This is a genomic window from uncultured Alteromonas sp. (genome assembly GCF_963976965.1).
Lineage (GTDB): Bacteria > Pseudomonadota > Gammaproteobacteria > Enterobacterales > Alteromonadaceae > Alteromonas > Alteromonas naphthalenivorans.
The window spans coordinates 72,648-93,735 of sequence record NZ_CAXBMP010000002.1 but is presented as its reverse complement, the minus strand read 5'-3'; the positions used below and the strand labels follow the sequence as shown (position 1 = coordinate 93,735).

Sequence of the window (21,088 nt, the reverse complement as noted above, 5' to 3'; positions counted from 1 at the left end):
AAAAGTTATGCAAGTTCTAATTTAAAGGCCAATGTGAATCTAGGGGTATAGCAGATTCGATTTGGCGGCCTGCCTACATGTTTGATCGCGCCATGAAATATGACAGTTCGACCAGGTTTTGGACTGCACGCGAATTCACAGTCATCTTCTTGGTTGTAAAATAAAGTTTCTCCACCCCATTCGATATCCCACTCCGGACACAAGAATACCAATACGGTGAGTTCATCAGCTTCGGGCATACAATCAGTATGGGTGAAAAGCATATCACCATAGGATGCATAGTTAACATACCCACGATAAGCACGATACTGTTTACCTGTAGTATGACTAATTTGACGAATAGCTCGTTGATAAACGGCTAAGCCCCTAATTTGTTCTTCAGAAAGAGAAACGGCCCAATGGCGGAACTGAGCAGTATCTGGGCGAGCAACTTCGTTTCGTTTAAATGCACTGATTTCTAACCCTTTAAAAATAGTATTTGTTTCATCTATTGTGCATAGGTTATCAAAAACCCATATTGGCTTATCATTAATCAGGCAACTGTATTTCGGTGTTTGATTCATAAATAATTTTGATTAGTTGTTTTATTGTTTAAGGCATTCGTATTATTACCAAATCAAAACCCATACGCCAATAAATCGTGCGCAAATGAAAAAGATAAAAAATTGAATCTCGGTGCGAGATTGTTTCTATGCTTTAGTGATATTAAATAAAACTCCCACATAACTAAAAATTCTCAGAAATGGGATAACTAAAAGTACGACAGAATTTAAAGGGTTATAACGAACATATAAAGCGCAGTGGTCGGTTGATTTTCAAGCGGGTGTGAAATGATAAGGGTCAATAATGGGCGTAGATAGGACAATGTCATAAACCTTGCACCAAAATGGCACCCTGATTGGGGAGGTTTGCTTCAATACTTTGAACCAGATGGTACAACGACCGAATCTTGGTCACCTGAATTTAACACTTTGAGCTTATTTGATGTAAAACACATTCATAGTGTGACTTATGTCACTCCATTTGCCAAACAGCCTCGATATGCCCTGACAGGTTGGATTAAAGCAAGGTAAAAGCGGGGTTTATCTTTGCTCGTAAACAAAAAAATAACCGTGTATTTGCCAGTTATTTGTACGTTGGAATGAATTCTGCAGGAGAATTCGAACGTATATTAAACAGATGATAAAAAATCTACTTGGTGTAAACAGGGTGTTACTTGACTCAGTGCTGTAATCCGTGTGAGTATAATACGTTCGTAGTACTGGAAGCTAAGGTCCGTGCTACATTCCTAAAACATAATTGTGAAAGTTTAATACGCCCCTTGCCCGAACGGTTTTCCTTTATCGGCGAGGATTCAAATAAGAAATTTGGTTGGGAACTATGTCCAAAATGAGCAAGAGAACTCTTATTGCTTCTACTGTTATCGGTGCTTTCGCACTAACAGGTAGTGCAGTCTCTGCAGATACGCTTGAAGACCTTCATAAAGAAGAAGCGAAAATCCACGCAGCTGCAGCGAAATCTCAGGAAAAAATCAACACGTTGTTTGAACAGTCTCAAGAATTACTGGTTGAGTACCGTCAAACAGTAGATGAGACAGAAAACCTCAAAATATACAATGACTACATTGCGAGTCTTGTAGCAGATCAACAACGTGGTATTGATTCTTTGCAACGTCAAATTGACAGCATTGAACAAACTAAGCAGGGCATCGTTCCTCTTATGTTCCGCATGATCGATAGTCTTGAGAAATTCATCAAACTTGATCGTCCTATTCACTTAGACGAGCGTCTAGAGCGTGTTCAGCGTTTACGTGATGTTATGTCTAACTCTAACGTAACTGTTTCAGAACAGTTCCGCCAAGTAATCGAAGCATACTTGGTTGAAGTTGAGTACGGCACTAAGATTAACTCTTACCAAGGTACTATTGATAGCAACGGCACTGAGGTGACGGTTGACTTCTTTAACCTAGGTCGCACTGCACTAGTAGCATTGTCTCTTGACCAAGAAAACGCTTGGGCATGGAACAATGAAAGCCGCGCTTGGGAACAACTTGGCGACGAATATCTGTCATCAGTTGTTGACGCAGTTAAAATGGCTAATAACGTCATTCCTGCGGATCTGATCAAACTACCAATTAGTGCAGCGGAGTAATTGTTAATGAAACCAGTATTCAAATCTCTTTTAACCGCTGCCACTCTTGCGGTTGTAGCAACCGGAGCTCAGGCTCAGGAAGCAAAGAGCCTTAAAGAACTTTTAGACCAAGTTCAGGATAACCGTGTTTCTGAAACACGTATCAACAAACAGCGTGAAGCAGAGTTCCAATCTGCTCGTGCAGACAAGCAAGCGCTTCTTCGTAAAGCAGAATCTGAATTGAAAGCTGAACAGGGTCGTGGTGACCGTCTTCAACAACAATTCTCTGACAACGAAGTAACGCTTAACGAAAAAGCCGCTGAGCTTGACCAGGCAACTGGTACACTTGGTGAGATGTTCGGTGTGGTTCGTCAAGCTTCTTCAGAAGCTTATGGCCGTGTTGCTACATCAATCGTTAGTGCTCAATTCCCAGGCCGTGGTGAGTTCCTAGCTGGAATGGCAGAAGATTCTAAAGGTCTTCCTAACATTCAAGAACTAGAAGACCTATGGTTTGCTCTTCAGAAAGAAATGACTGAAGGTGGCGAAACAGTTCGTTTCACTACAGAAGTTGTAAACCTTGACGGCGGTTCTTCACAGCAAGAAGTTGTTCGTATCGGTACTTTCAACCTTGTAGGTGAAGACGGCTACCTAACTTATGATGCTGAAAACGAAATCGTTCAGCCTCTAGGTCGCCAACCAGATAGCCGCTTTGTAGGTTCAGCTGACGATTTAATCGCAGCGACTTCAGGTATGGTTCCTTTTTATGCTGACCCTTCTCAAGGTGCAATCCTTGGTCTGTTGAAGCAAAAAGCAACAATGTCTGAGCGTTATCATGCGGGTGGTGTAGTAGGTTACACAATCACTGTAATGCTAGCGATTGGTCTACTTATCGGTCTTTACAAGCTAATTACGCTTACCGTAGTTGCTGGTAAAATGCGTTCACAGCTTAAAAACCCAGGTAACCCTTCAGATGGCAACCCACTAGGTCGCATCTTGAAGGTTTATCAAGAGAACAAAGCTGCTGATGCTGAAAACTTAGAACTTAAACTTGATGAAGCTATCCTACGTGAACTTCCACGTATCGAAAGCGGCATCAACGTAATCAAGATCTTTGCTGCAATCGCTCCGTTACTAGGTCTACTTGGTACGGTACTTGGTATGATCGCAACGTTCCAAACAATCACATTGTTCGGTACAGGCGACCCTCGTATGATGGCTGGCAGTATCTCTATGGCGCTTGTAACTACGGCTCAAGGTATTATCGCGGCGTTGCCACTGATTCTTACTCACAGCATCGTAGCTTCACGTAGCAAATCAATCATCCACATTCTTGATGAGCAAACTGCGGGTATCGTAGCAGCTCATTCAGAGTCGGAGAAAGCGTAATATGAATTACCTGATTGGATTAGTTGAATCGGTCAGGGATTTTATCGCTACCGGCGGTGACGTGCTTTATTTCGTTGCTGCCGCGCTCTTTCTCATGTGGGTTTTAATGATTGAGCGTTATTGGTATTTAACCTCGGTCTTCCCAACGGTGAAGAAAAACATCATCAAAAATTGGGATGCCCGAGCAGATACCACATCTTGGTATGCGCATAGAATCCGTGACGCGTGGATTTCTCAGGCGTCAGATGATCTGAACGCTAGAATGCTGATTATTCGCACCATTATTGCAATGTGTCCGTTAATCGGGCTACTGGGAACAGTAACCGGTATGATCGGTGTTTTCGAGACGATGGCGACACAAGGCACCAGCAATGCACGTTTAATGGCAGCTGGTATCTCCATGGCAACAGTCCCGACTATGGCGGGAATGGTAGCCGCGCTTTCTGGACTGTTCATCAGTTCTCGTCTTGAAGCGAAAGTGAAGCTGGCACGCGAAGGGTTAGTTGATAGCCTGCCACATCATTAGAGAGAGATATTATGGCTCGAAAAGTCAGAATCGAGGAAGAAGACGCACAGATTGACATGACACCCATGTTGGATATCGTGTTTATCATGCTGATCTTCTTTATCGTTACCACTGTTTTCGTTAAAGAAGCAGGGATTGAAGTTAATAAGCCCGACGCGAGCCAGGCGGTTCTTCACAAGAACGCAAACATTTTCATAGCGGTAACAGAAGATGGAAGCGTTTGGTTAGATAAACGTGAAGTAGCGCCGGACAGCGTTAGAGCGAATATTGAACGACTGCTTACCGAGCAGCCAACTGACTACGTAATCATTCAGGCTGATGTTAAAGCCAAGCATGGTTTAGTAGTAGAAATTATGGATCAGGTTAAAGCTGCAGGCGTTAATCGTGTTTCGGTAGCGGCAAGGGGTTAAGATGTTACGTATAATTGTATCTATATTCTTAGGTGCTGGTGTTGCATTTGCCCTGTTCGTACTTATGGCTAAGTTGATTGAAAACTCAGCCAGACCTGCGGACGAAGTACCTGAAGCACCGGTAATCGATATTGTGATGCAGGAACCAGACGATCAGACGCAAACGCGTCAACGTGTTCCGCCTCCACCTCCACCTCCGCCTCAACAGCCTCCTAAAATGGAGCTTGTTGAGCCAGAAGCAGCTGAACCGGATGCAGATGGCTTTAGCCTAGCAATCCCAGCTATTGATACGGGTGGTGTTGGTGTAAACATTGGTGGTGTTGGCGCTATGCAGCGTGATGGCGATGCTACTCCAATCGTTCGTATCGATCCGAAATATCCGCCTGATGCAGCCCGTGATGGCCGTGAAGGTTGGGTAAGATTGTCTTTCACTATCAATGAAATTGGTGGTGTAGACGACATCGAAGTAATTGAAGCTGAACCTAAGCGTGTATTCGACCGTGAGGCACGACGTGCATTACGTAAGTGGAAATACAAGCCTAAGATTGTTGACGGCAAAGCTGTTAAGCAAACTGGCATGTTCGTACAGCTAGACTTTAAACTGGAGCAATGATCATGATGAAAAATAAATTCAAAATGTCTGCATTTGCTTTAGTGCTTGGTGCCGGTGCAGTATTTACTGCGCCAGCGGCACTAGCACAGTCTTCACCTGTAATGTGTCCTGGTTACGAAAAGCCAAAAACAACCTTAGTAGGCGAGCGTACAGGTAAAAAAGTTCAAAAAGCGTTTGAATTTTACAACGAAGATCAAGTTGATGAAGCGTTAAACATTCTATATGAAATTGACCCTTCTGAAGACTTCGATGCGGCGTATGTAAATCGCTTTATTGGTAACTTATTAGCTGCACAAGAAGGTAAAGGCTCTAAAGCACTTGGTTATTTGAACCAGTCTGTAGAACCGAAAGTATTGAATGATCTCGAGCATTCTCAAACACTTAAGTTATTAGGTGATTTGAACATGCAAGAGAACAAATATACTGATGCGATTAAATGGTATAACGCGTGGATGGACTTTACGTGTAAAGAAGATGCGGACGTTTATACCCGTTTAGCGCAAGCTTATTATGAAGCAGGTCAATTGGATAAGATGATTGAGCCAGCTGACAGAGCAATTGCTTTGTATGATAAGCCAAATAAAAACCCTTATGTGTTAAAGCTAACGTCATATTACGAACGTAAGATGTTTCCTCAAACAGTGGCAGTTGCAGAAGAACTTGTTCGCAACTTCCCTGAGGAGCCGCGTTGGTGGACTCAGCTTGGTTTCTTCTATCTTTCAGTAGAAGACTTCGAGAAAGGTTTGTCTACGTTCGAAATGGCTTACATTCAAGGTTACCTTAAGAAAGTAAATGAGATTAAAACGTTATCTCAGTTGTTCCAAACCAACGGCATGCCTTTTAAAGCTGCTCAAATTTTGGAAAAACACGTTAAATCTGGTTTACTTGAAGAAGATGCCGATATGCTAGCGAGTATTGCTAACGCATATCACCAGGCGAAAAACTATGACAAAGCAGCTTCGCTTTACGCTAAGGCTGCCGCGAAAAGTTCAGATCCTGAGCATTACAGAAAGCAAGGTACCTTGTTGTTAGTTGCTGAAGATTACAAAGGCGCGATTAAAGCATTAAACAATGCATTAGAGCGCGGCGTTGAAAATCCTGGCAAAGTTCACTTCACCCTAATGGAAGCGAACTTCTACGCAGGCGACTTCAGAGAAGCTTATAAGCACATTCAAGAAGCGAAGAAAGATCGCTCACTACGTCGTAATGCGGCGGCTTGGGAGCCTTACATTAAAGAGAAGGCTAAGAACCGCGGTATTAACATTTAGTAGTTATATCGATAAATAGAAAGGCCTCCGTATGGAGGCCTTTTTTTTCGTTTAGTTTGCTTAAAACAATTAATGCCTCAGGTCATTACACAGGACAACAAATAGCGTACTTTTTTTCTTAGTGCGTCGGTTAATGCCTTACGACCACTTACGTTTAACAGCTGAATAAGCTGATTAGTGGGGAGGGGGGATGAGCCAAGTAATAAAAGAAGTTGAGGTGTAACTGCTTCAGTTTCATTCTTACACATCTTAGTTGGCATCTTCGTAGACTTTTCAGCATTGCTAATATACTTATTAGATACAGATAGCTCAGCGGCCAGCGCGTTTATCGCAAAACCAACTTGGTTTAGCGGCCTAGTAGCATTCACAAAATGCTGTAGCTTTTTCATTAGCGTTTTTCTTACGATATCCGGTAAGGCACTCAAAAGTACGCTTTCGTTTTTTTGGCTATAGGCAAACAAGCAAGATAGTATTTCTTGTTGCGGCCGATAGCGTTCAGATATGGCTTTTACCACCAACGCACTAGTCTCTCCACTTGCTTTGTTAGGTTTTTCACCCATATCCACAAGTTTGAATCCGCATTGTTGCCAAAACTTATTAAGCTTATAAGAGGTGCCATAGGAGCTTGTCAGTGCATCAATGTCTTGTGAAAGGGCTTGCGATTTAATAAAGCGTATAAGGCCTGTACCTATACCTTGGCCTTGAAGATAAGGAGCTACTGCTATGCGGTTTATTCGCCAATAACGATAAGCTGCAGTCTCCGGATGGGCCGTGAGTAGCGTAAGCCTTTGCGCACCTAAATGTCCTTTAGGCCGGCGGGAACCATCTGCAATCCCTTTTTGTACATCAGCTAAAACCTCGCCGCCTTCACAATTTATTACTGCAGCTGCGGTTAAACGACTTGCATTCCATTCGGTGAACAATATGATATCTGGGCTGTCACAGAGCCGCATGAAGTCATCGGGTGTGGTCTGATAGTGGGCAGTGGCCAACAGTTGCATAACACTCTGTAATTGGTGTTCTGATAATGCAGACACCAAACCCATCCTGTAGTCATTGCTACATTTATTTGTCGATGGTTTATGCGGTACTTCTATCGGTACTTCTCTTGGTACTTCTTGCGGTGCTTGCCGCGATACTTCTTGTAATACTTGCCGCGGTGCATCACTGACAGTATTTAATGATTCTGTACCTTCAAATAAGCAAATATTATGTATCAGGTTTTCTAGCTTATCGTGCTTAGGCCAGCGCAGCGGTGTGCGCAATGAAAGGTGTACAGCGCCTTCAGTTTCAAAAGCAGGTAGCATGCGTTGCATAAAGCCTTGCCCACTCCCTTCGTATCCCTGCAATGTTGTGGTGATCACATAGTTATCATGAGCGCCAATTAACAAGTTAAGAACAGGCAAGGGGAAGGATGCTGCTTCATCAATAATAAGTAAGTCAAAGTCACCATTAATAAGCGTGGGGTTATCTGGTGCAAGCCACTGTGCGCTGCCGCCTTTCTCAATACTAAAAATCTCTTTAGTGGCCGATTTAGCCGCGTTTGGCTCAGTGTCATTACTATCGGGGGGATTAGCAGTGCAGTCACTAGACTGACCTGCTTGGTCTTTGTCCTCTGAATTAAGTAAACCCATGCCTAGGCGAATATGCTTAAAAAGGGTGGTAGTGTTGTCACGAATGACGCTTGTGATAGCTACTTTCTCGCCTTTATTCAGTCTTGAAGCAACAAACAGCCCTACCAGCGCAGACTTTCCTCTGCCTCTAGGCGCTGTGATGACAGCTTTACGAATATCTTGCGACCACCTATTTGTTAGGCAGTCAAATGCCAGCTGTTGATCCAGTGATTTAAACTGTGGTCTACGGGTTTCATCATCACCTAGTGGCTGAGTTGCTTGTGCATTTTTTGAGACTCTCGGATAAATCGAGCCTTCGGGTTCAATCGGGTTTACATTGTTTGATGAATCAGGCGCATCGCTCCCCACTAAATCGGGGATATGGCAATGGTTACCATCCCATACAGCTACGTCTGCATTGCTTTTTATTATTGCGACAAGCCTTTTTATATAAAGGCTTTGGGTTGCTTTAAACCCGTGAGATAGATGAGTATGTTTGGCGTGTAAATGCCAAGAGGCTAACGCAGGGCAGCATAAAATGAGACACCCACCCCAACGAATAGTGCCTGCAATGGCCATCATATTTCCCGGATTAAACCCTTGATGTGAGTGTACCACCCCAATATCGCATTCATTACCTAGCAGATGTTTACGAAGGAGTGAGGTCTCCCCGCCTATTTCTTTAACGATAAGTGAAGGGGGAATATCGCTCAAAAGAGACGTTAAACGCTGGTTAACCCATTCATAATCGCCAGTAAGCACGAGTAGACGTCGATGCTCGGTATCTCGTGCTTGCGAATAAAAAGGGTTAAACAACCATTGAGTTAATTCCGGTGGCGCCATAGATGTGTTTTTTCGGTATAATTAAGACTTTCTGTGCTTATAGTAACTACTTATCTAAAGGAATTCGAATGCGCTTTCTTTCTCGGCGTCTAGTGATGCCAAACGACTTAAATTATGCCAACTCTTTATTTGGTGGCCGTGCGCTTGAGTGGATTGATGAAGAGGCTGCTATTTGGGCAATTTGTCAATTAGAAACCAATTGTTTGGTCACCAAACATATAGGGGAAATTAGTTTTGAGTCGCCTGCACTGCAAGGGGATATTGTTGAGTTTGGTCTTGAAACCAAGGCGGTTGGTAGAACGTCGATTACCGTAAGTTGTTTAGTGCGCAATAAAGCCACTAAAAAGACGATTTGTTTTGCTGACGACATCGTCTTCGTTAAAGTTGATCCAGAATCACGCCAACCTGCAGCGCATGGTAAAACACTTGAAGCGTTAGTGTCTCAAACTAACGAAGAAGTACGAAAGCTCAATCTAGAATTAGAAGAACAAAAATAAAGTCATAAGACCAAAATACGATGCCTACTGTTACGCCAAGTTAACCGTTTAATATCTTGACGGTTTTGGCGTAACTGGTAGACTCCTCGCTGTATTCGGTATTCTAACTGAATGCATATACCAAGGGGTGTCCGTACCGCGGACTGAGATTCACATCAACACTGTGAGAACCCTTACACCTGATCCGGATAATGCCGGCGTAGGGATGGTTGACCACATAGTCGTATCACCTGCCGTACACCCGGATCTTTTTTCTTAGAAAAGAATAAGAGATCCCATGCAAAAACCAATATTTTGTCTTTCTTTAATTGCTGCATCGCTTTGTGCTAATGCGCAAACCAATGATCAAGAAACACAACTTGAAGACGTTGAACGTATTGTCGTTAGCGGAGACTTTCGCGAAACCGTATTAGACCAACTAAGTGCCAGTGCGACCATTTTGGGCGCCAAGCGCTTAAGCAGTCGCCAGCCTACCCATATTGATAGTGTGCTAAACAGTGTGCCGAACGTGAATTTCGCCGCAGGCGCCTCACGTGGACGCTTTGTGCAAATAAGAGGTATCGGTGAACGTAGTCAATTTGTAGAGCCTATTAACCCTTCTGTTAGTTTCATCGTTGACGAATTTGATTTCTCTGGTCTAGCGGCAGCGGGACTTATTTTTGATACGCAGCAACTAGAAGTGTACCGAGGCCCACAGGCCACTTTATTTGGTTCTGGCGCGCTAGCAGGTGCAGTGAAGCTTTCTAGTACGCCTGTAGGTTCAGAAGGCGCTGACTATGTTGAATTAAGAGCTGGTAACAAAGATAGTTATCGGGTGGAAGTGGCTACAGGTGATGATATCAACCAAGACTGGGGATATCGCGTCGCACTAATGCATAACCGTAGTGATGGTTTTGTAGAAAATACCGTGGTTAACAGCAACGGCATTGAGCAAAAGCGTGATGATACCAATAATCTCGATGAAACCGCCGCGCGCATCAGTATTGCTGTAAATATTGACGAAAGAAGTACCTTGGCGCTGACATATCGTTGGTATGACATCGACAATGGGTATGATGCGTTCTCTCTAGACAATAATAATCAGACCTTATCTGATGAGCCTGGTTTTGACACCCATCAAACTCATGCGGTAAGTGCGAAATCTACTACCTCGACTAATGGCGGTGACTTTATTCTCATCGCCACTCATGCATCACACAATATTGGTTATGGATATGACGAAGATTGGACTTATGAAGGTTTTCACCCTTTCGGGTATACCTCATTCGACGCGTATTTCCGCGATGTAGACACACAAACCGCAGAAGTACGCTTTGTATCATCAGACAATGCCGCGCTATTTGATGGTGCGACCGCTTGGACGCTTGGCGCTTTTTATAAGACAAGCGAAGAAGATTTGTTACGACAGTACACCTATGCATCAGGTGATTTCACCAGTGTGTATGAACCCACCACCAAAGCAGTATATTTACAAACTGAATCTACGCTTACCAATAGCCTAACGTTAGTGGCAGGGTTACGTGTAGAAAATTATGGTTTTGACTACTCAGATAACAATGGCCTTGAAAGTAGTCATGATACTACGATGACAGGCGGGAAAGTGGCATTGCAGTACACCGCTCGGAACCACTTTTACTACGCCAGTATTTCTCGCGGTTACAAAGGGGCAGGGTACAACCCTGACGAACGAGTATCAGATGATCAGCGATTCTTTGATGAAGAATACAACTGGAATTATGAGCTTGGTGTTAAAGGACCTTTGCTAATATCAGAACTTACCATGCGAGCCGCCCTTTTCTATATGGATAGGGACGATACGCAAGTGAGTAATTTTGATGTTCAAATTCGAGAAGACGGCACACCTGATTTTATCGACATTATAGACAACGCTGATATAGGCACTAACAAAGGTGCTGAGCTAGAGTTAAGTTGGCTGGTAGATGCAAACTGGACCATGAACATGAGTTTAGGTTACCTAGATGCTACCTTTGAAGATTATACGCTGACCGACGGCACTGTGATTGAAGAACAGCGCCAAGCACAAGCACCTAAATATACGGCTAACTTATTTAGTGAGTTATCTATCACTGATGATGTGCTCTGGCGTATTGATATCGACTTTAAAGACAGTTATCGCTTTTCTGATGGGCATGACGTAGAGGCCCCTTCGACCACGTTAGTGAACAGTGAAATTGTATGGTTTTCCAATGATTGGCAAACTAGCGTGTGGGTTAAAAATGCCTTCGACAATGAGTATTACACCAGAGGTTTTGGTGGATTCAGTAACGATCCTCGTGATGAGTATGCGTTTGCAGAACCTTACTATCAATTAGGTAATGGCCGCCAGTTCGGCGTTACCGTTAAATACGAATTCTAGGAGTACGCTATGCAAGTCATGGTTGAGCTATCGCTATACCCACTAGTAGGGGAATACATTGAGCCCATTCAGCAATTTATCGATCGCTTAAATAGCTACGGCAATATTGGCGTGTTAACGACTTCCACCAGTACGCAAGTATCCGGTGATTACGGGCATGTGATGACTATTCTTGGTAAGGAAATGCAGCGAACTCACGAAGAAGTCGGGCAGGCTATTTTTGTGGCGAAATTTCTAAACTACGATGCCATGCAGGCTAATAAGCAAGCCAGAAAAGCTGAAGCATGAGTGCATTTTTTACTGAGTTTTTGTCGCAGATAGCAGCTACATCAAAATTGGAATGGCTAGCAGTAGTGCTTGCCATTGCCTATGTGTTGCTTGCGGCTAAACAGAATAGCTGGTGTTGGCTTTGCGCCTTCGCCAGCACGGCTATTTATACCTGGCTGTTTTGGCAGGTGACGTTGCCGTTTCAGTCCATGCTGAATTTTTTCTATATGATAATGGCGGGCTATGGTTATTATCAGTGGTCAAAAGGGGGAGACGAGGGCACCGAGAAGCCGGTACGTTCATGGCCGCTGTGGATACATCTAACGATAGTCCCGGTGCTGTTATGCTGTGCGTGGGGATTGTCTAAATTAGTGACCGCCCAATTTAACAGTGATCATTTATTGCTAGATGCGAGTATCCAACTGTTAAGTATAGTTACCACTTTCATGGTGGCACACAAAGTTCTACAAAATTGGATTTACTGGTTTTTTATTAATTTGGCCTCCGCCTTTTTATATTTTCAAGTGGGGATGGCATTATCAGCATGCTTGTTCCTTGGATACGTAGGATTCTCGATTTTTGGGTATCTACAATGGCAAGCGCAGTGGAATAGGCAAGATGAAACCGGAAACTATCATTCCGCTTTTGAAAGAAGCACTTAATTTATCTGATTCGGCCACAGTGGAACGTCACCCTGCAGGCTTGGTGAATCAGGTATATCATTTGAAAGACGGTACGCGTGGGTTTGCGGTTAAATGGGTGGGAGAAGATGCTTTCAGCGGCATCGACAGATTCCATCAATTTGTATTGCAACAGCAACTTGCAGAGCGAGGCATTGCACCAGAGCCTGTTTGGTTAAGCGATGATGAATTAATTTGGGTAGAGCAATGGGAAGAAGAAGCCGATCCTCATCCCAGTATTCGTTCACCCGAAGCGTTAGCATCAGTACTTGCCCGTGTGCATAGGCTGCCTATCACCGCTAGACCACTCAACTTATTTTCTCGTTGGTTGCACTACATGCATGCCGCTGGTTTAAAAGAGGGAGATACGCTTTTCGACCAGGCGATTCAACTTCGCGCAAGCTTAGTGAAAAGTGAAGGCAACACAGACGACTATGTACTGTGTCACAACGACTTACTTGCTCATCATGTGGTACGTGATTCCACGCCTTTCATTGTTGATTGGGAGTACTCCGCCATGGGTAATCGTTATTTCGATGTAGCAGGGTGTGCAAAGATAAACGCAATGAGCGAAATACAAACACAGGCATTAGCCATCGCCTATGCAAAAGAAGTCGGTAAAGATGAAAGTGAGGTCTTATCGCAAGTTCAGCTACACATGGAAATCGTTAACGTGACTAACGATTTGTGGCAGGCAGCCCTTGAGGCTAACAAGCAAACTGCTGGCTAAAGTACGCTTTTTGTTTGTTTTAACAGCGCTTTGTTTGTTTAATAAGCGGTAGTGCATAAGGTAGTAGAAAAATGCTTTACCTTTTTAATGTCATCCGTATAATGCACAGCGCGCTAGGGGTGTAGTTCGAATTGGTAGAACAGCGGTCTCCAAAACCGATGGTTGGGGGTTCGAGTCCCTCCACCCCTGCCACTTTCCCTTCATGTTTTTTAAATTCATCTTTATCATCTTTTGCTATTCTCAAGCTAAGTTAAATTCAGCAAGTTAATCATTCCGTATCTGCCATTTTTATTCTGGTTTCCACTTCTACTGTCGTTACCTTTTATTCTCGTTACCTTTTTTGTTCTCGTTAATATACAATGTTAAGCAATTAAACGAGGTTGGATTTTATGTCGCTTTCTACTTTTCAGCGTGCTGTGTTGCAAGAAATGGGGATCCCGGTATGGGTGAGCCAGTCATCGCTGCAAGATGAAGACTCGCACTCAGTTGCGGCTGATGTTGCTAATAAGCGCTCTGCCAGTGCTTCTTTTGTAACGACTAATAACCATTCTGCAGCTATGCCTTCTAATGAAGAAAAGCAAAGTCGGTTGGCACAACTTCGTGCGCAGGTATCATCAGATTCTCCCAAAGCCTCTGGCCAAACTAAATCTGCTGGCCAGAACGCCAGTGGTTCACCGTCATCGGCGCCGCAATCGATAGCTAGCAGTGCAAGCCAAGGGCAGTTTAAATCTGAGCCTACTCCATCATCGAATCATTCGCCGAACTTTTCATCCAATCCTGCTCCAAGTAGCACACCTGCTATAGTTGAATTAACCCAGGTGCAGCGATTACAGGGTAAACAGTGGCTACAAGATTTAGATGTTGCGCTAGCGTATCTTCAACTCTCCTTTACCAGCACTCAGGTAAAGATAGGGCAAGCTGTAGCAGTAACGCACGATGGCATCGTTTTACCATCAGCGCCTCACTTGCTTAACGCGGGAATGCAAAAGCAGCTGTGGAAAATGCTTTGTGCTTTATCCAACAATACAAGTTCGCCTGAAGCGCGTTAAATTCCCTAACTCGGTTGTCTATTTTGCATATCCAATTAGTTTCAGATTCAAGTAGTGCTGGCGCATTAGCGCAAGCCTACGGTATTCACGAAGCGTCCCAATTCAAACCTTGGTCTTATGACACGTTTGCTGATTGCACAACGGCTCCTTATTTCGGTGTCCTTGCCATAAAAGAAGATCAAGTAGTGGGTTACGCACTAGTACTTGAAGTGGTTGATGAAGCTACTTTAATGGATATTGCGGTAGACAAGCGTTACCGCCAAGAAGGGATTGGGCGGACGTTAGTGGACTATGTAAAACAACACGCTCAGCAAAACAAAATATCGTCCATGTGGTTAGAAGTTCGAGCCAGTAATGTTGGGGCAATTAACCTTTACGAAAATGCTGGTTTTGAACATATCGAAGTAAGAAAAGGCTATTACCAAACGGCAAAGGGCAAAGAAGACGCCAAAATAATGAAGGCTTCTTTCTAAACCGAGCATGCTAAACCGAGCATGCTAAACAAAAAATACTAAACAGAACACGCTAAACTGAATACATAATCGCACAAGTTATACCTTCTCGATCTACCCGTATACTTACGTTCCACACCTGTTCTTTGAGACAATACCACCCAATGTTTACTTTGTTAAAAACTAACTAATGAGGATAAATGCCAAAGGTTATCAATCGTGAGATTGTGCGGTTCAAACGGTTTGCAATTAATCTGGTGACCTATCCTGAAGGTCTTCGGGTAATGAGACATAACGACCCTGTTAGCGAAGGAAAATACTATAAGTTCAATGTGGTATTAAAGCAGCCAAAAGTAGGTGGGCAGTTCTGCGCCGACAAGGTTATCTTTAACCTGTTTAATCGTGTGTATTTCTTCAGGCCCGATTTATACAGTCATAGTGTCACGCCCATTCAAAAGGGACAGCGTAAGCTTTTGTCGGTAGCTATACTTTTACCATAGCCATAGCCATAGCCATAGCCATAGCTTTAGTTGCTTTTGCCTTCATGCGCGATAAGGCACCTAATTATGTTGTTAAGGTTTATTTTTTGTTCAACGTAATTCCCGTATATTGCGCGCCTCAGTAAAATTTCACTTACTGTGCTTATTTTTTGTGAAACTGCCCATGCTTTTTCATTTTACAGGTATCTACTATGTCTTCTGCGTTGCCAGCTCCGTCCGTTCAAGCCAAGGGCATTAAAATGCTGTTTGTTTCAGTGTTGTGCTTAGGCTTAAGTTGGCCAGCAATGAAACTAGGCTTAGATTCCGTAAGTGCGTATTGGATGGTGGCACTTAGGCTATTATTTGCGTTACCTGTTATCGCCTTATTTGTGTTTATCACCAAAAAACGATTACCTACTTTTTCACGCCCAGACCGCGCGGTTATCTTTACGGTAGCGGTGGTACAGTTTATTGGCTCTATGGGGTTAATTACGGTTTGTTTGCAATATATTCCAGCAGGTACGGCGAGTATTCTAATTTACACCACACCATTGTGGATGTTAGTCATTGATACCTTGTGGTATCGACAGCGTCCTACAGCAAAACGATTATTACTAACCAGCACATCCACATTAGGTGTGGCTATGATCTTGTTTGCATCTGGCCAGCCTGGAGCTTGGTTACCTTTGTTTGGCATGCTGTTAGCATCAGGGCTATGGGCAGTGTCTATAAGGCGTGTATCATTTCACAAATGGCATGGCAGTGTTATTGATGCGGTGTTTTGGCAGTTCGCGTTGGCCGGTGTGGTAATGCTAGCTGTTGCGTGTGTCATCGAGGGTGTCCCCAATTTTTCTGAATACGGCTGGCGAGGCTGGTTGTCACTATCTTACATTGGGCCAATTGCCACGGGCTTAGGTTTTGGTCTTATGGTCTCTGCTGGGCCTAAACTGCCTCCCGAACGCATAGTACTTATTAGCACATTAACGCCTATTATTGGCTACGTCAGCTCGGTGATTCTACTCGGTGAAACTTTGCTGCCAATGGTGATTGTTGGCGCCACCGTTATGCTTTGTGCGCTGACCCTCAATGCGTTGCCAAAGTCGGCATTAAAAAAATTGATATCAAAGGTGCCCGGGCAAACTAAATAAATAGGTAAACAGGGCGAACAAATAAGCTGGTGCTCTGTTATACCTGTACTAGAACGAAGTCGCTATAGCGTGAGGCGTGGTTGTATAAAATCTAAGAAAGCCGAGATACGTGAGGATACTGAACTGTTTCGGTAGTACACCGCTTGTACGGGTTCTCGGTTGTTTGGCGTAAGTAAGTGCTCGCCTAATACGCTGATAAGTTTTCCGTTTTTTAAATCATTTGCCACCATAAAGTGCGACAGCAGGGCAATGCCTTGGCCTGCCAAGCATAGTTGCCTGATAGTTTCCCCACTAGATGCCTTTAAGTCGAAGTTGAGTTTAACCTCTTCTGATAAAGGCCATCGGTTCAAGCTTGCGCTACTGGAAAACCCAATGAGTCGATGTTTGCCCAATGAAGACAGCGCAACATCAACGTTCGAGCTAGCGAGATATTCTGGACTTGCCACTATATGAAGCGCGCTTCGCCCCAAGGTTTTTGCATGTAGGTTAGAATCGCTAAGGTCACCGATTCGAATGGCAATGTCGGTTTTGTGTTCAAGCAAATCTATAATATTGTCGTGACTGGTGATATCGAGTTTTATTTCTGGGTACGCTTCGCGAAACTCGCCAATCAACGGGGTTATCTGATGCAGAACGAATGGGCTTGCAGCGTCTACTCTTAATAATCCAGGAGGCTTTTGATTTAGCAAACGTAGCGCTTCTTCGCCTCTTTCCAACAAATTCAAACTATCACGGGCGTACTGTAAATAGACTAGCCCTTCTTCGGTTAGCTCTAATCGGCGGGTGGTACGATTGAGTAGGGTGACATCAAGTACACCTTCTAAACGTCCCACAGCGCGAGACACTTTAGCCACTTGCTGACCGAGCAATTCAGATGCGCGAGAAAAGCTGCCAGTATCTACAACAGCAACAAAGGCTTCGATATCTTCGGTTTTGGCATTAACAGGCATAGGTTTCAGTCTATTTACTATTTTAGAAGCTCAAGTTTGAAAGACTAAAGCTTTCAAGGCTAATATACGAGAGGGCGTGTTAAGAGGCCTGCCAGTCCACGGTTGGATTATAAGCGCCCGAGTATTCATCAACACCTACTCATCGCGGTCATTAATACCATAGTTTACACAGTACATTATCAATAACGACAAAAGTATTTTGGTATTATTACTGTTTTTAACAACCAAAACAATCTGCACTACACGCCCTAGTTAAAGCAAAAATTCAATGGTTTCACGCGCAATGAATTATCACAGGCTGGGCATTACGTCTTGCGATGCGTAAAAAGCGATTGAAGACAATTATTGTGGCTGTTACGCCATGCAGCCTACATGGCTCATACTTCGCATGTCTTGTCTCCGCTGTCGTCAAGCTGAGCGCTAAAAGTGTAAATAATGCTGGATATCGGTATTGTTAATACTGAAAGCACTTTTGTTTCAAATGATACCGGTTTATATTTCGATTAATTTACGGCGCTATACGCCGTAAAAGTTAATAATAGTAAACCGCTATTTATTATGTTAGTTTATGTATGTTGTTTTTTACGGCGATTAGCGCCGTAAGTAAAGCTAATAGTAAACTAGAGGGTTGTCCGCTTGGTTAATAGCACTACTTCACATGATGATGTAGCAAAAGGGGCTTACAAACAGTCTCTTAAAGCACTTCTACCTTATGGCATGCTGGCTACTAAAAAGTGGCTGGCTGAACAAGGCTTAAATACCCATGCCATCGATAACGCAGTGAAAACAGAAACTTTATTATTACTGGCTACTGGCGTATATAGCCAGTATTCCCGCTCATTGAGCTGGGAAGGAGTGGTCGCCTCAATGCAGCGTATGAATATGCACCACTCGGATAATCTACCTTCAGTCATCGTCGGCGGATTGTCGGCATTGTCTTTGTCGGGGTTGTCGCAGTATCTTTCGTTAGGCAGCACGCCACATATACATCTATATGCACAAGGCAAGTTGCCATCATGGCTGGGGCGTTTGTCGTTGCCCGTTGTCTGTGAGGGGCATAGTACTAATACCTTATGGCCAGAATGGCTGACAAAAGATAAAAGTTTTATCAGGCTGCATGAATGGGGCGCCGAACTTCCCCCTGTATATTTTTCATGTCCTGAAAAAGCGTTATTGGAACTGCTGGTGGATTTGCCCAATGCCGTAAGTTTTGAACATGCTGATGAGATAATGCAGGGGCTAGTGAATTTATCACCCAGAAAACTCGATACACTTTTAAAAGCTTGCAAAAGTGTAAAGGTAAAACGCTTGTTTTTTTGGTTGGCTAAACGTCAGAATTATCCTTGGTTTAAGAAGCTAGGCGAAACTAGCTACGATTTAGGTTCAGGTAAGCGTGTTGTGGCTAAAAGCGGAAAGCTGGATACAGATTATTTGATCACTGTGCCGTCACATATGGCAACGGAAAGCGAAAGTTAGCTATGGATAGGAACAGTATTTATTACAAGCAAGTGCAGTTATTGATGCAAGTGTTGCCATTTGTCGCTAAGCAAGAATGCTTTGCGCTTAAAGGCGGTACGGCGTCAATCTCTTTGTCAGAGAGTTTCCGCGCTTATCGGTTGATCTTTATGCCGGTGAATTTGCAAATATGAGCGAGACGGATGTACCGCTTAAGGAGCTGGTGGCCGTGAGAGAGCGTTTGGTAGCGCTGATTCACCAGGGGCTGACCAATAGTGAAAAAGGTTTTTTATTATCGTTTAAGAACCGAGAGCCGAATTGGGGATTACTTAATCTAGACGATGTAAGTGAACTTCCGGCCATTAAGTGGAAACAGATTAATCTGGCCCAAATGCCAGATGAAAAACATAAGCTAGCATTAGATAAGCTTAAAGAAGTACTGAGTGTTTGATTTATAGTACTTAGTTATTTTGCTAGAATAGCGCTCAAATTTTTCAATGCTTTGATGGAAGGTTTTGCTGGGTGTAGGCTATGGCAATCTGCTTGATGATCAGGGCGTAGAGTTAACTTTATTTTTTGTACAAATAGTTGTACAAAATAGGAATTTAGATACATGGCAAATGCCGATTTTCTTAACGAAATCAATAAGCGAAGAACGTTCGCTATCATCTCGCATCCAGATGCGGGTAAAACCACCATTACTGAAAAAGTACTGTTGTTCGGAAACGCACTGCAAACTGCAGGTACGGTAAAAGGTAAAAAGTCTGGCCAACATGCTAAATCAGATTGGATGGAGATGGAAAAAGAGCGTGGTATATCTGTAACTACCTCTGTAATGCAATTTCCTTACAACGATCATCTGGTTAACTTACTTGATACGCCTGGACACGAAGATTTCTCGGAAGATACCTACCGTACACTTACCGCAGTAGATTCTTGCTTAATGGTTATCGATGCCGCGAAAGGGGTAGAGGATAGAACCCGTAAGTTGATGGAAGTCACTCGTTTACGTGACACACCTATCCTGACCTTTATGAACAAGCTTGACCGCGATATTCGCGATCCACTAGAAGTGATGGATGAAGTTGAGAGCGAACTCGATATTCTCTGCGCACCTATTACCTGGCCAATCGGTTGCGGTAAAAGCTTTAAAGGGGTTTATCACCTTTATCGTGATGAAACCATTTTGTATCAAAGTGGCCATGGGCACACTATTCAAGAAGTTCGTATCTTAAAAGGGCTAGATAACCCTGAACTTGAAGATGCCATTGGCAGCGACCTAGCTGAAACTTTACGTGACGAGCTAGAGCTTGTGCGCGGTGCATCAAATGACTTTGATAAAGAGCTCTTTTTAGACGGCCAGCTTACGCCAGTCTTTTTCGGTACCGCATTGGGTAACTTTGGTGTCGATCATATGCTTGATGGCATGGTTGAATGGGCACCTGCGCCCCAAGGCCGTGAGACCGACGAAAGCCCCGTTGAATCGACAGATACCAAGTTCAGTGGTTTTGTATTCAAAATACAGGCGAACATGGATCCTAAGCACCGTGACCGTATCGCGTTTTGCCGTATTGTGTCTGGCAAGTACGAGAAGGGCATGAAAATGCGCCACTCACGACTTGGTAAAGACGTGCGTATTTCTGATGCATTAACCTTTTTGGCCGGTGATAGAGCCTTGCTTGAAGAGGCGTATGCGGGAGATATTATTGGCCTGCATAACCACGGTACCATTCGAATTGGCGATACCTTCACCTCAGGCGATAACTATCGCTTCAGTGGTATTCCTAACTTCGCACCAGAATTATTTAAGCGCATTCGATTGCGAGATCCGCTAAAACAGAAGCAATTGTTAAAAGGCCTTATCCAGCTTTCTGAAGAAGGTGCAGTACAGGTATTTAGGCCACTTGCCAATAATGACCTAATTGTAGGTGCGGTAGGTGTGCTTCAGTTTGATGTGGTCGTCGCCCGCTTGAAGGCAGAATACAATGTTGATGCGTTGTACGAGCACATTAACGTAAATACAGCCCGATGGGTGTACTGTAAAGACGAGAAAAAGCTGGATGAGTTCCGCCGCAAGGGTGAGCAAAACCTTGCACTAGATGGTGGCGATAATCTTACCTATATCGCACCTACTAGAGTGAACTTACAGCTGTCTCAAGAACGTTTTCCAGACATCGAATTTAAAAACACGCGCGAAAATTAAGATAAAGAACAA

23 protein-coding genes, 1 tRNA gene and 1 riboswitch are annotated in these 21,088 nt (G+C 43.7%); of the genes, 21 read left to right on the top strand and 3 right to left on the bottom strand.

The window, feature by feature from the left end:
- Positions 1-5: 5 nt before the first annotated feature.
- On the bottom strand, positions 6-563 hold the full coding sequence (locus AAC006_RS02145) for a 2OG-Fe(II) oxygenase (protein WP_126871941.1): 558 nt from the start codon (positions 561-563) through the stop codon (positions 6-8).
- 306 nt (positions 564-869) lie between these two features.
- On the opposite strand from AAC006_RS02145, the gene AAC006_RS02140 reads away from it, so the two are divergent.
- The 7 genes from AAC006_RS02140 to AAC006_RS02110 all read left to right on the top strand — a co-directional run bounded on the left by AAC006_RS02140 (position 870) and on the right by AAC006_RS02110 (position 6,333).
- The gene (locus tag AAC006_RS02140) at positions 870-1,073 is read left to right on the top strand and encodes a 2OG-Fe(II) oxygenase family protein (protein WP_083820159.1); all 204 of its coding nucleotides are present in this window, start codon (positions 870-872) and stop codon (positions 1,071-1,073) included.
- Positions 1,074-1,389: 316 nt separating this feature from the next.
- Positions 1,390-2,151, top strand: coding sequence for a DUF3450 domain-containing protein (locus AAC006_RS02135; RefSeq protein ID WP_013785035.1), 762 nt, complete (start codon positions 1,390-1,392; stop codon positions 2,149-2,151).
- 6 nt (positions 2,152-2,157) lie between these two features.
- Positions 2,158-3,516: a MotA/TolQ/ExbB proton channel family protein gene (locus AAC006_RS02130; protein ID WP_126871940.1), complete on the top strand. Its 1,359-nt coding sequence runs from the start codon at positions 2,158-2,160 to the stop codon at positions 3,514-3,516.
- Position 3,517: 1 nt separating this feature from the next.
- Positions 3,518-4,042, top strand: coding sequence for a MotA/TolQ/ExbB proton channel family protein (locus AAC006_RS02125; protein ID WP_013785033.1), 525 nt, complete (start codon positions 3,518-3,520; stop codon positions 4,040-4,042).
- Between the two features lie 11 nt (positions 4,043-4,053).
- The gene (locus tag AAC006_RS02120) at positions 4,054-4,452 is read left to right on the top strand and encodes a biopolymer transporter ExbD (protein WP_013785032.1); all 399 of its coding nucleotides are present in this window, start codon (positions 4,054-4,056) and stop codon (positions 4,450-4,452) included.
- 1 nt (position 4,453) lies between these two features.
- A complete protein-coding gene (locus tag AAC006_RS02115) occupies positions 4,454-5,065 on the top strand; it encodes an energy transducer TonB (RefSeq protein WP_013785031.1) in 612 nt (203 codons plus the stop codon).
- 2 nt (positions 5,066-5,067) lie between these two features.
- Positions 5,068-6,333 (top strand): tetratricopeptide repeat protein, encoded by a 1,266-nt coding sequence (locus AAC006_RS02110; RefSeq protein ID WP_126871939.1) that lies wholly within the window; start codon positions 5,068-5,070, stop codon positions 6,331-6,333.
- A 77-nt stretch (positions 6,334-6,410) separates the two neighbouring features.
- On the opposite strand, the gene AAC006_RS02105 is transcribed toward AAC006_RS02110, so the two are convergent.
- The gene (locus AAC006_RS02105; RefSeq protein WP_126871938.1) at positions 6,411-8,789 is read right to left on the bottom strand and encodes a GNAT family N-acetyltransferase; all 2,379 of its coding nucleotides are present in this window, start codon (positions 8,787-8,789) and stop codon (positions 6,411-6,413) included.
- A gap of 68 nt (positions 8,790-8,857) precedes the next feature.
- Here AAC006_RS02105 and AAC006_RS02100 point away from each other — a divergent pair, with 68 nt between their 5' ends.
- The 10 genes from AAC006_RS02100 to AAC006_RS02055 all read left to right on the top strand — a co-directional run bounded on the left by AAC006_RS02100 (position 8,858) and on the right by AAC006_RS02055 (position 16,468).
- On the top strand, positions 8,858-9,286 hold the full coding sequence (locus AAC006_RS02100) for a hotdog domain-containing protein (protein WP_013785028.1): 429 nt from the start codon (positions 8,858-8,860) through the stop codon (positions 9,284-9,286).
- Between the two features lie 113 nt (positions 9,287-9,399).
- Positions 9,400-9,509, top strand: a riboswitch (TPP riboswitch).
- Between the two features lie 54 nt (positions 9,510-9,563).
- A complete protein-coding gene (locus tag AAC006_RS02095) occupies positions 9,564-11,663 on the top strand; it encodes a TonB-dependent receptor (protein WP_126871937.1) in 2,100 nt (699 codons plus the stop codon).
- Positions 11,664-11,672: 9 nt separating this feature from the next.
- Positions 11,673-11,951, top strand: coding sequence for a hypothetical protein (locus AAC006_RS02090; RefSeq protein WP_013785026.1), 279 nt, complete (start codon positions 11,673-11,675; stop codon positions 11,949-11,951).
- Positions 11,948-12,592, top strand: coding sequence for a nicotinamide riboside transporter PnuC (gene pnuC / locus AAC006_RS02085; RefSeq protein WP_013785025.1), 645 nt, complete (start codon positions 11,948-11,950; stop codon positions 12,590-12,592). Before AAC006_RS02090 ends, pnuC begins: the two co-directional genes overlap by 4 nt.
- Entirely contained in the window at positions 12,549-13,340 is a 792-nt protein-coding gene (locus tag AAC006_RS02080) for an LPS biosynthesis choline kinase (RefSeq protein ID WP_013785024.1), read from the top strand. The genes pnuC and AAC006_RS02080 overlap by 44 nt, the downstream gene beginning before the upstream one ends.
- A gap of 115 nt (positions 13,341-13,455) precedes the next feature.
- Positions 13,456-13,532, top strand: a tRNA-Trp gene (locus AAC006_RS02075).
- A 197-nt stretch (positions 13,533-13,729) separates the two neighbouring features.
- Entirely contained in the window at positions 13,730-14,389 is a 660-nt protein-coding gene (locus AAC006_RS02070; RefSeq protein WP_013785023.1) for a hypothetical protein, read from the top strand.
- Between the two features lie 23 nt (positions 14,390-14,412).
- Positions 14,413-14,862: a ribosomal protein S18-alanine N-acetyltransferase gene (rimI, locus tag AAC006_RS02065; RefSeq protein ID WP_126871936.1), complete on the top strand. Its 450-nt coding sequence runs from the start codon at positions 14,413-14,415 to the stop codon at positions 14,860-14,862.
- A 179-nt stretch (positions 14,863-15,041) separates the two neighbouring features.
- Positions 15,042-15,341 (top strand): 2OG-Fe(II) oxygenase, encoded by a 300-nt coding sequence (locus AAC006_RS02060; protein ID WP_126871935.1) that lies wholly within the window; start codon positions 15,042-15,044, stop codon positions 15,339-15,341.
- Between the two features lie 191 nt (positions 15,342-15,532).
- Positions 15,533-16,468: a DMT family transporter gene (locus AAC006_RS02055; protein WP_126871934.1), complete on the top strand. Its 936-nt coding sequence runs from the start codon at positions 15,533-15,535 to the stop codon at positions 16,466-16,468.
- A 62-nt stretch (positions 16,469-16,530) separates the two neighbouring features.
- Here AAC006_RS02055 and AAC006_RS02050 read toward each other — a convergent pair whose 3' ends face one another.
- Positions 16,531-17,418, bottom strand: a complete 888-nt coding sequence (locus tag AAC006_RS02050) for a LysR family transcriptional regulator (protein ID WP_126871933.1) — start codon at positions 17,416-17,418, stop codon at positions 16,531-16,533.
- 636 nt (positions 17,419-18,054) lie between these two features.
- Here AAC006_RS02050 and AAC006_RS02045 point away from each other — a divergent pair.
- The 4 genes from AAC006_RS02045 (at position 18,055) to prfC (ending at position 21,076) form a co-directional block, all read left to right on the top strand.
- Complete coding sequence (locus tag AAC006_RS02045) at positions 18,055-18,894, top strand: type IV toxin-antitoxin system AbiEi family antitoxin (RefSeq protein ID WP_126871932.1); 840 nt, start codon at positions 18,055-18,057, stop codon at positions 18,892-18,894.
- 2 nt (positions 18,895-18,896) lie between these two features.
- Positions 18,897-19,067 (top strand): hypothetical protein, encoded by a 171-nt coding sequence (locus tag AAC006_RS02040; RefSeq protein WP_244360023.1) that lies wholly within the window; start codon positions 18,897-18,899, stop codon positions 19,065-19,067.
- Positions 19,064-19,324: a hypothetical protein gene (locus AAC006_RS02035; protein WP_244360026.1), complete on the top strand. Its 261-nt coding sequence runs from the start codon at positions 19,064-19,066 to the stop codon at positions 19,322-19,324. The genes AAC006_RS02040 and AAC006_RS02035 overlap by 4 nt, the downstream gene beginning before the upstream one ends.
- 162 nt (positions 19,325-19,486) lie before the next feature.
- Positions 19,487-21,076, top strand: a complete 1,590-nt coding sequence (prfC, locus tag AAC006_RS02030) for a peptide chain release factor 3 (protein ID WP_013785014.1) — start codon at positions 19,487-19,489, stop codon at positions 21,074-21,076.
- The last annotated feature ends 12 nt before the right edge of the window (positions 21,077-21,088 follow it).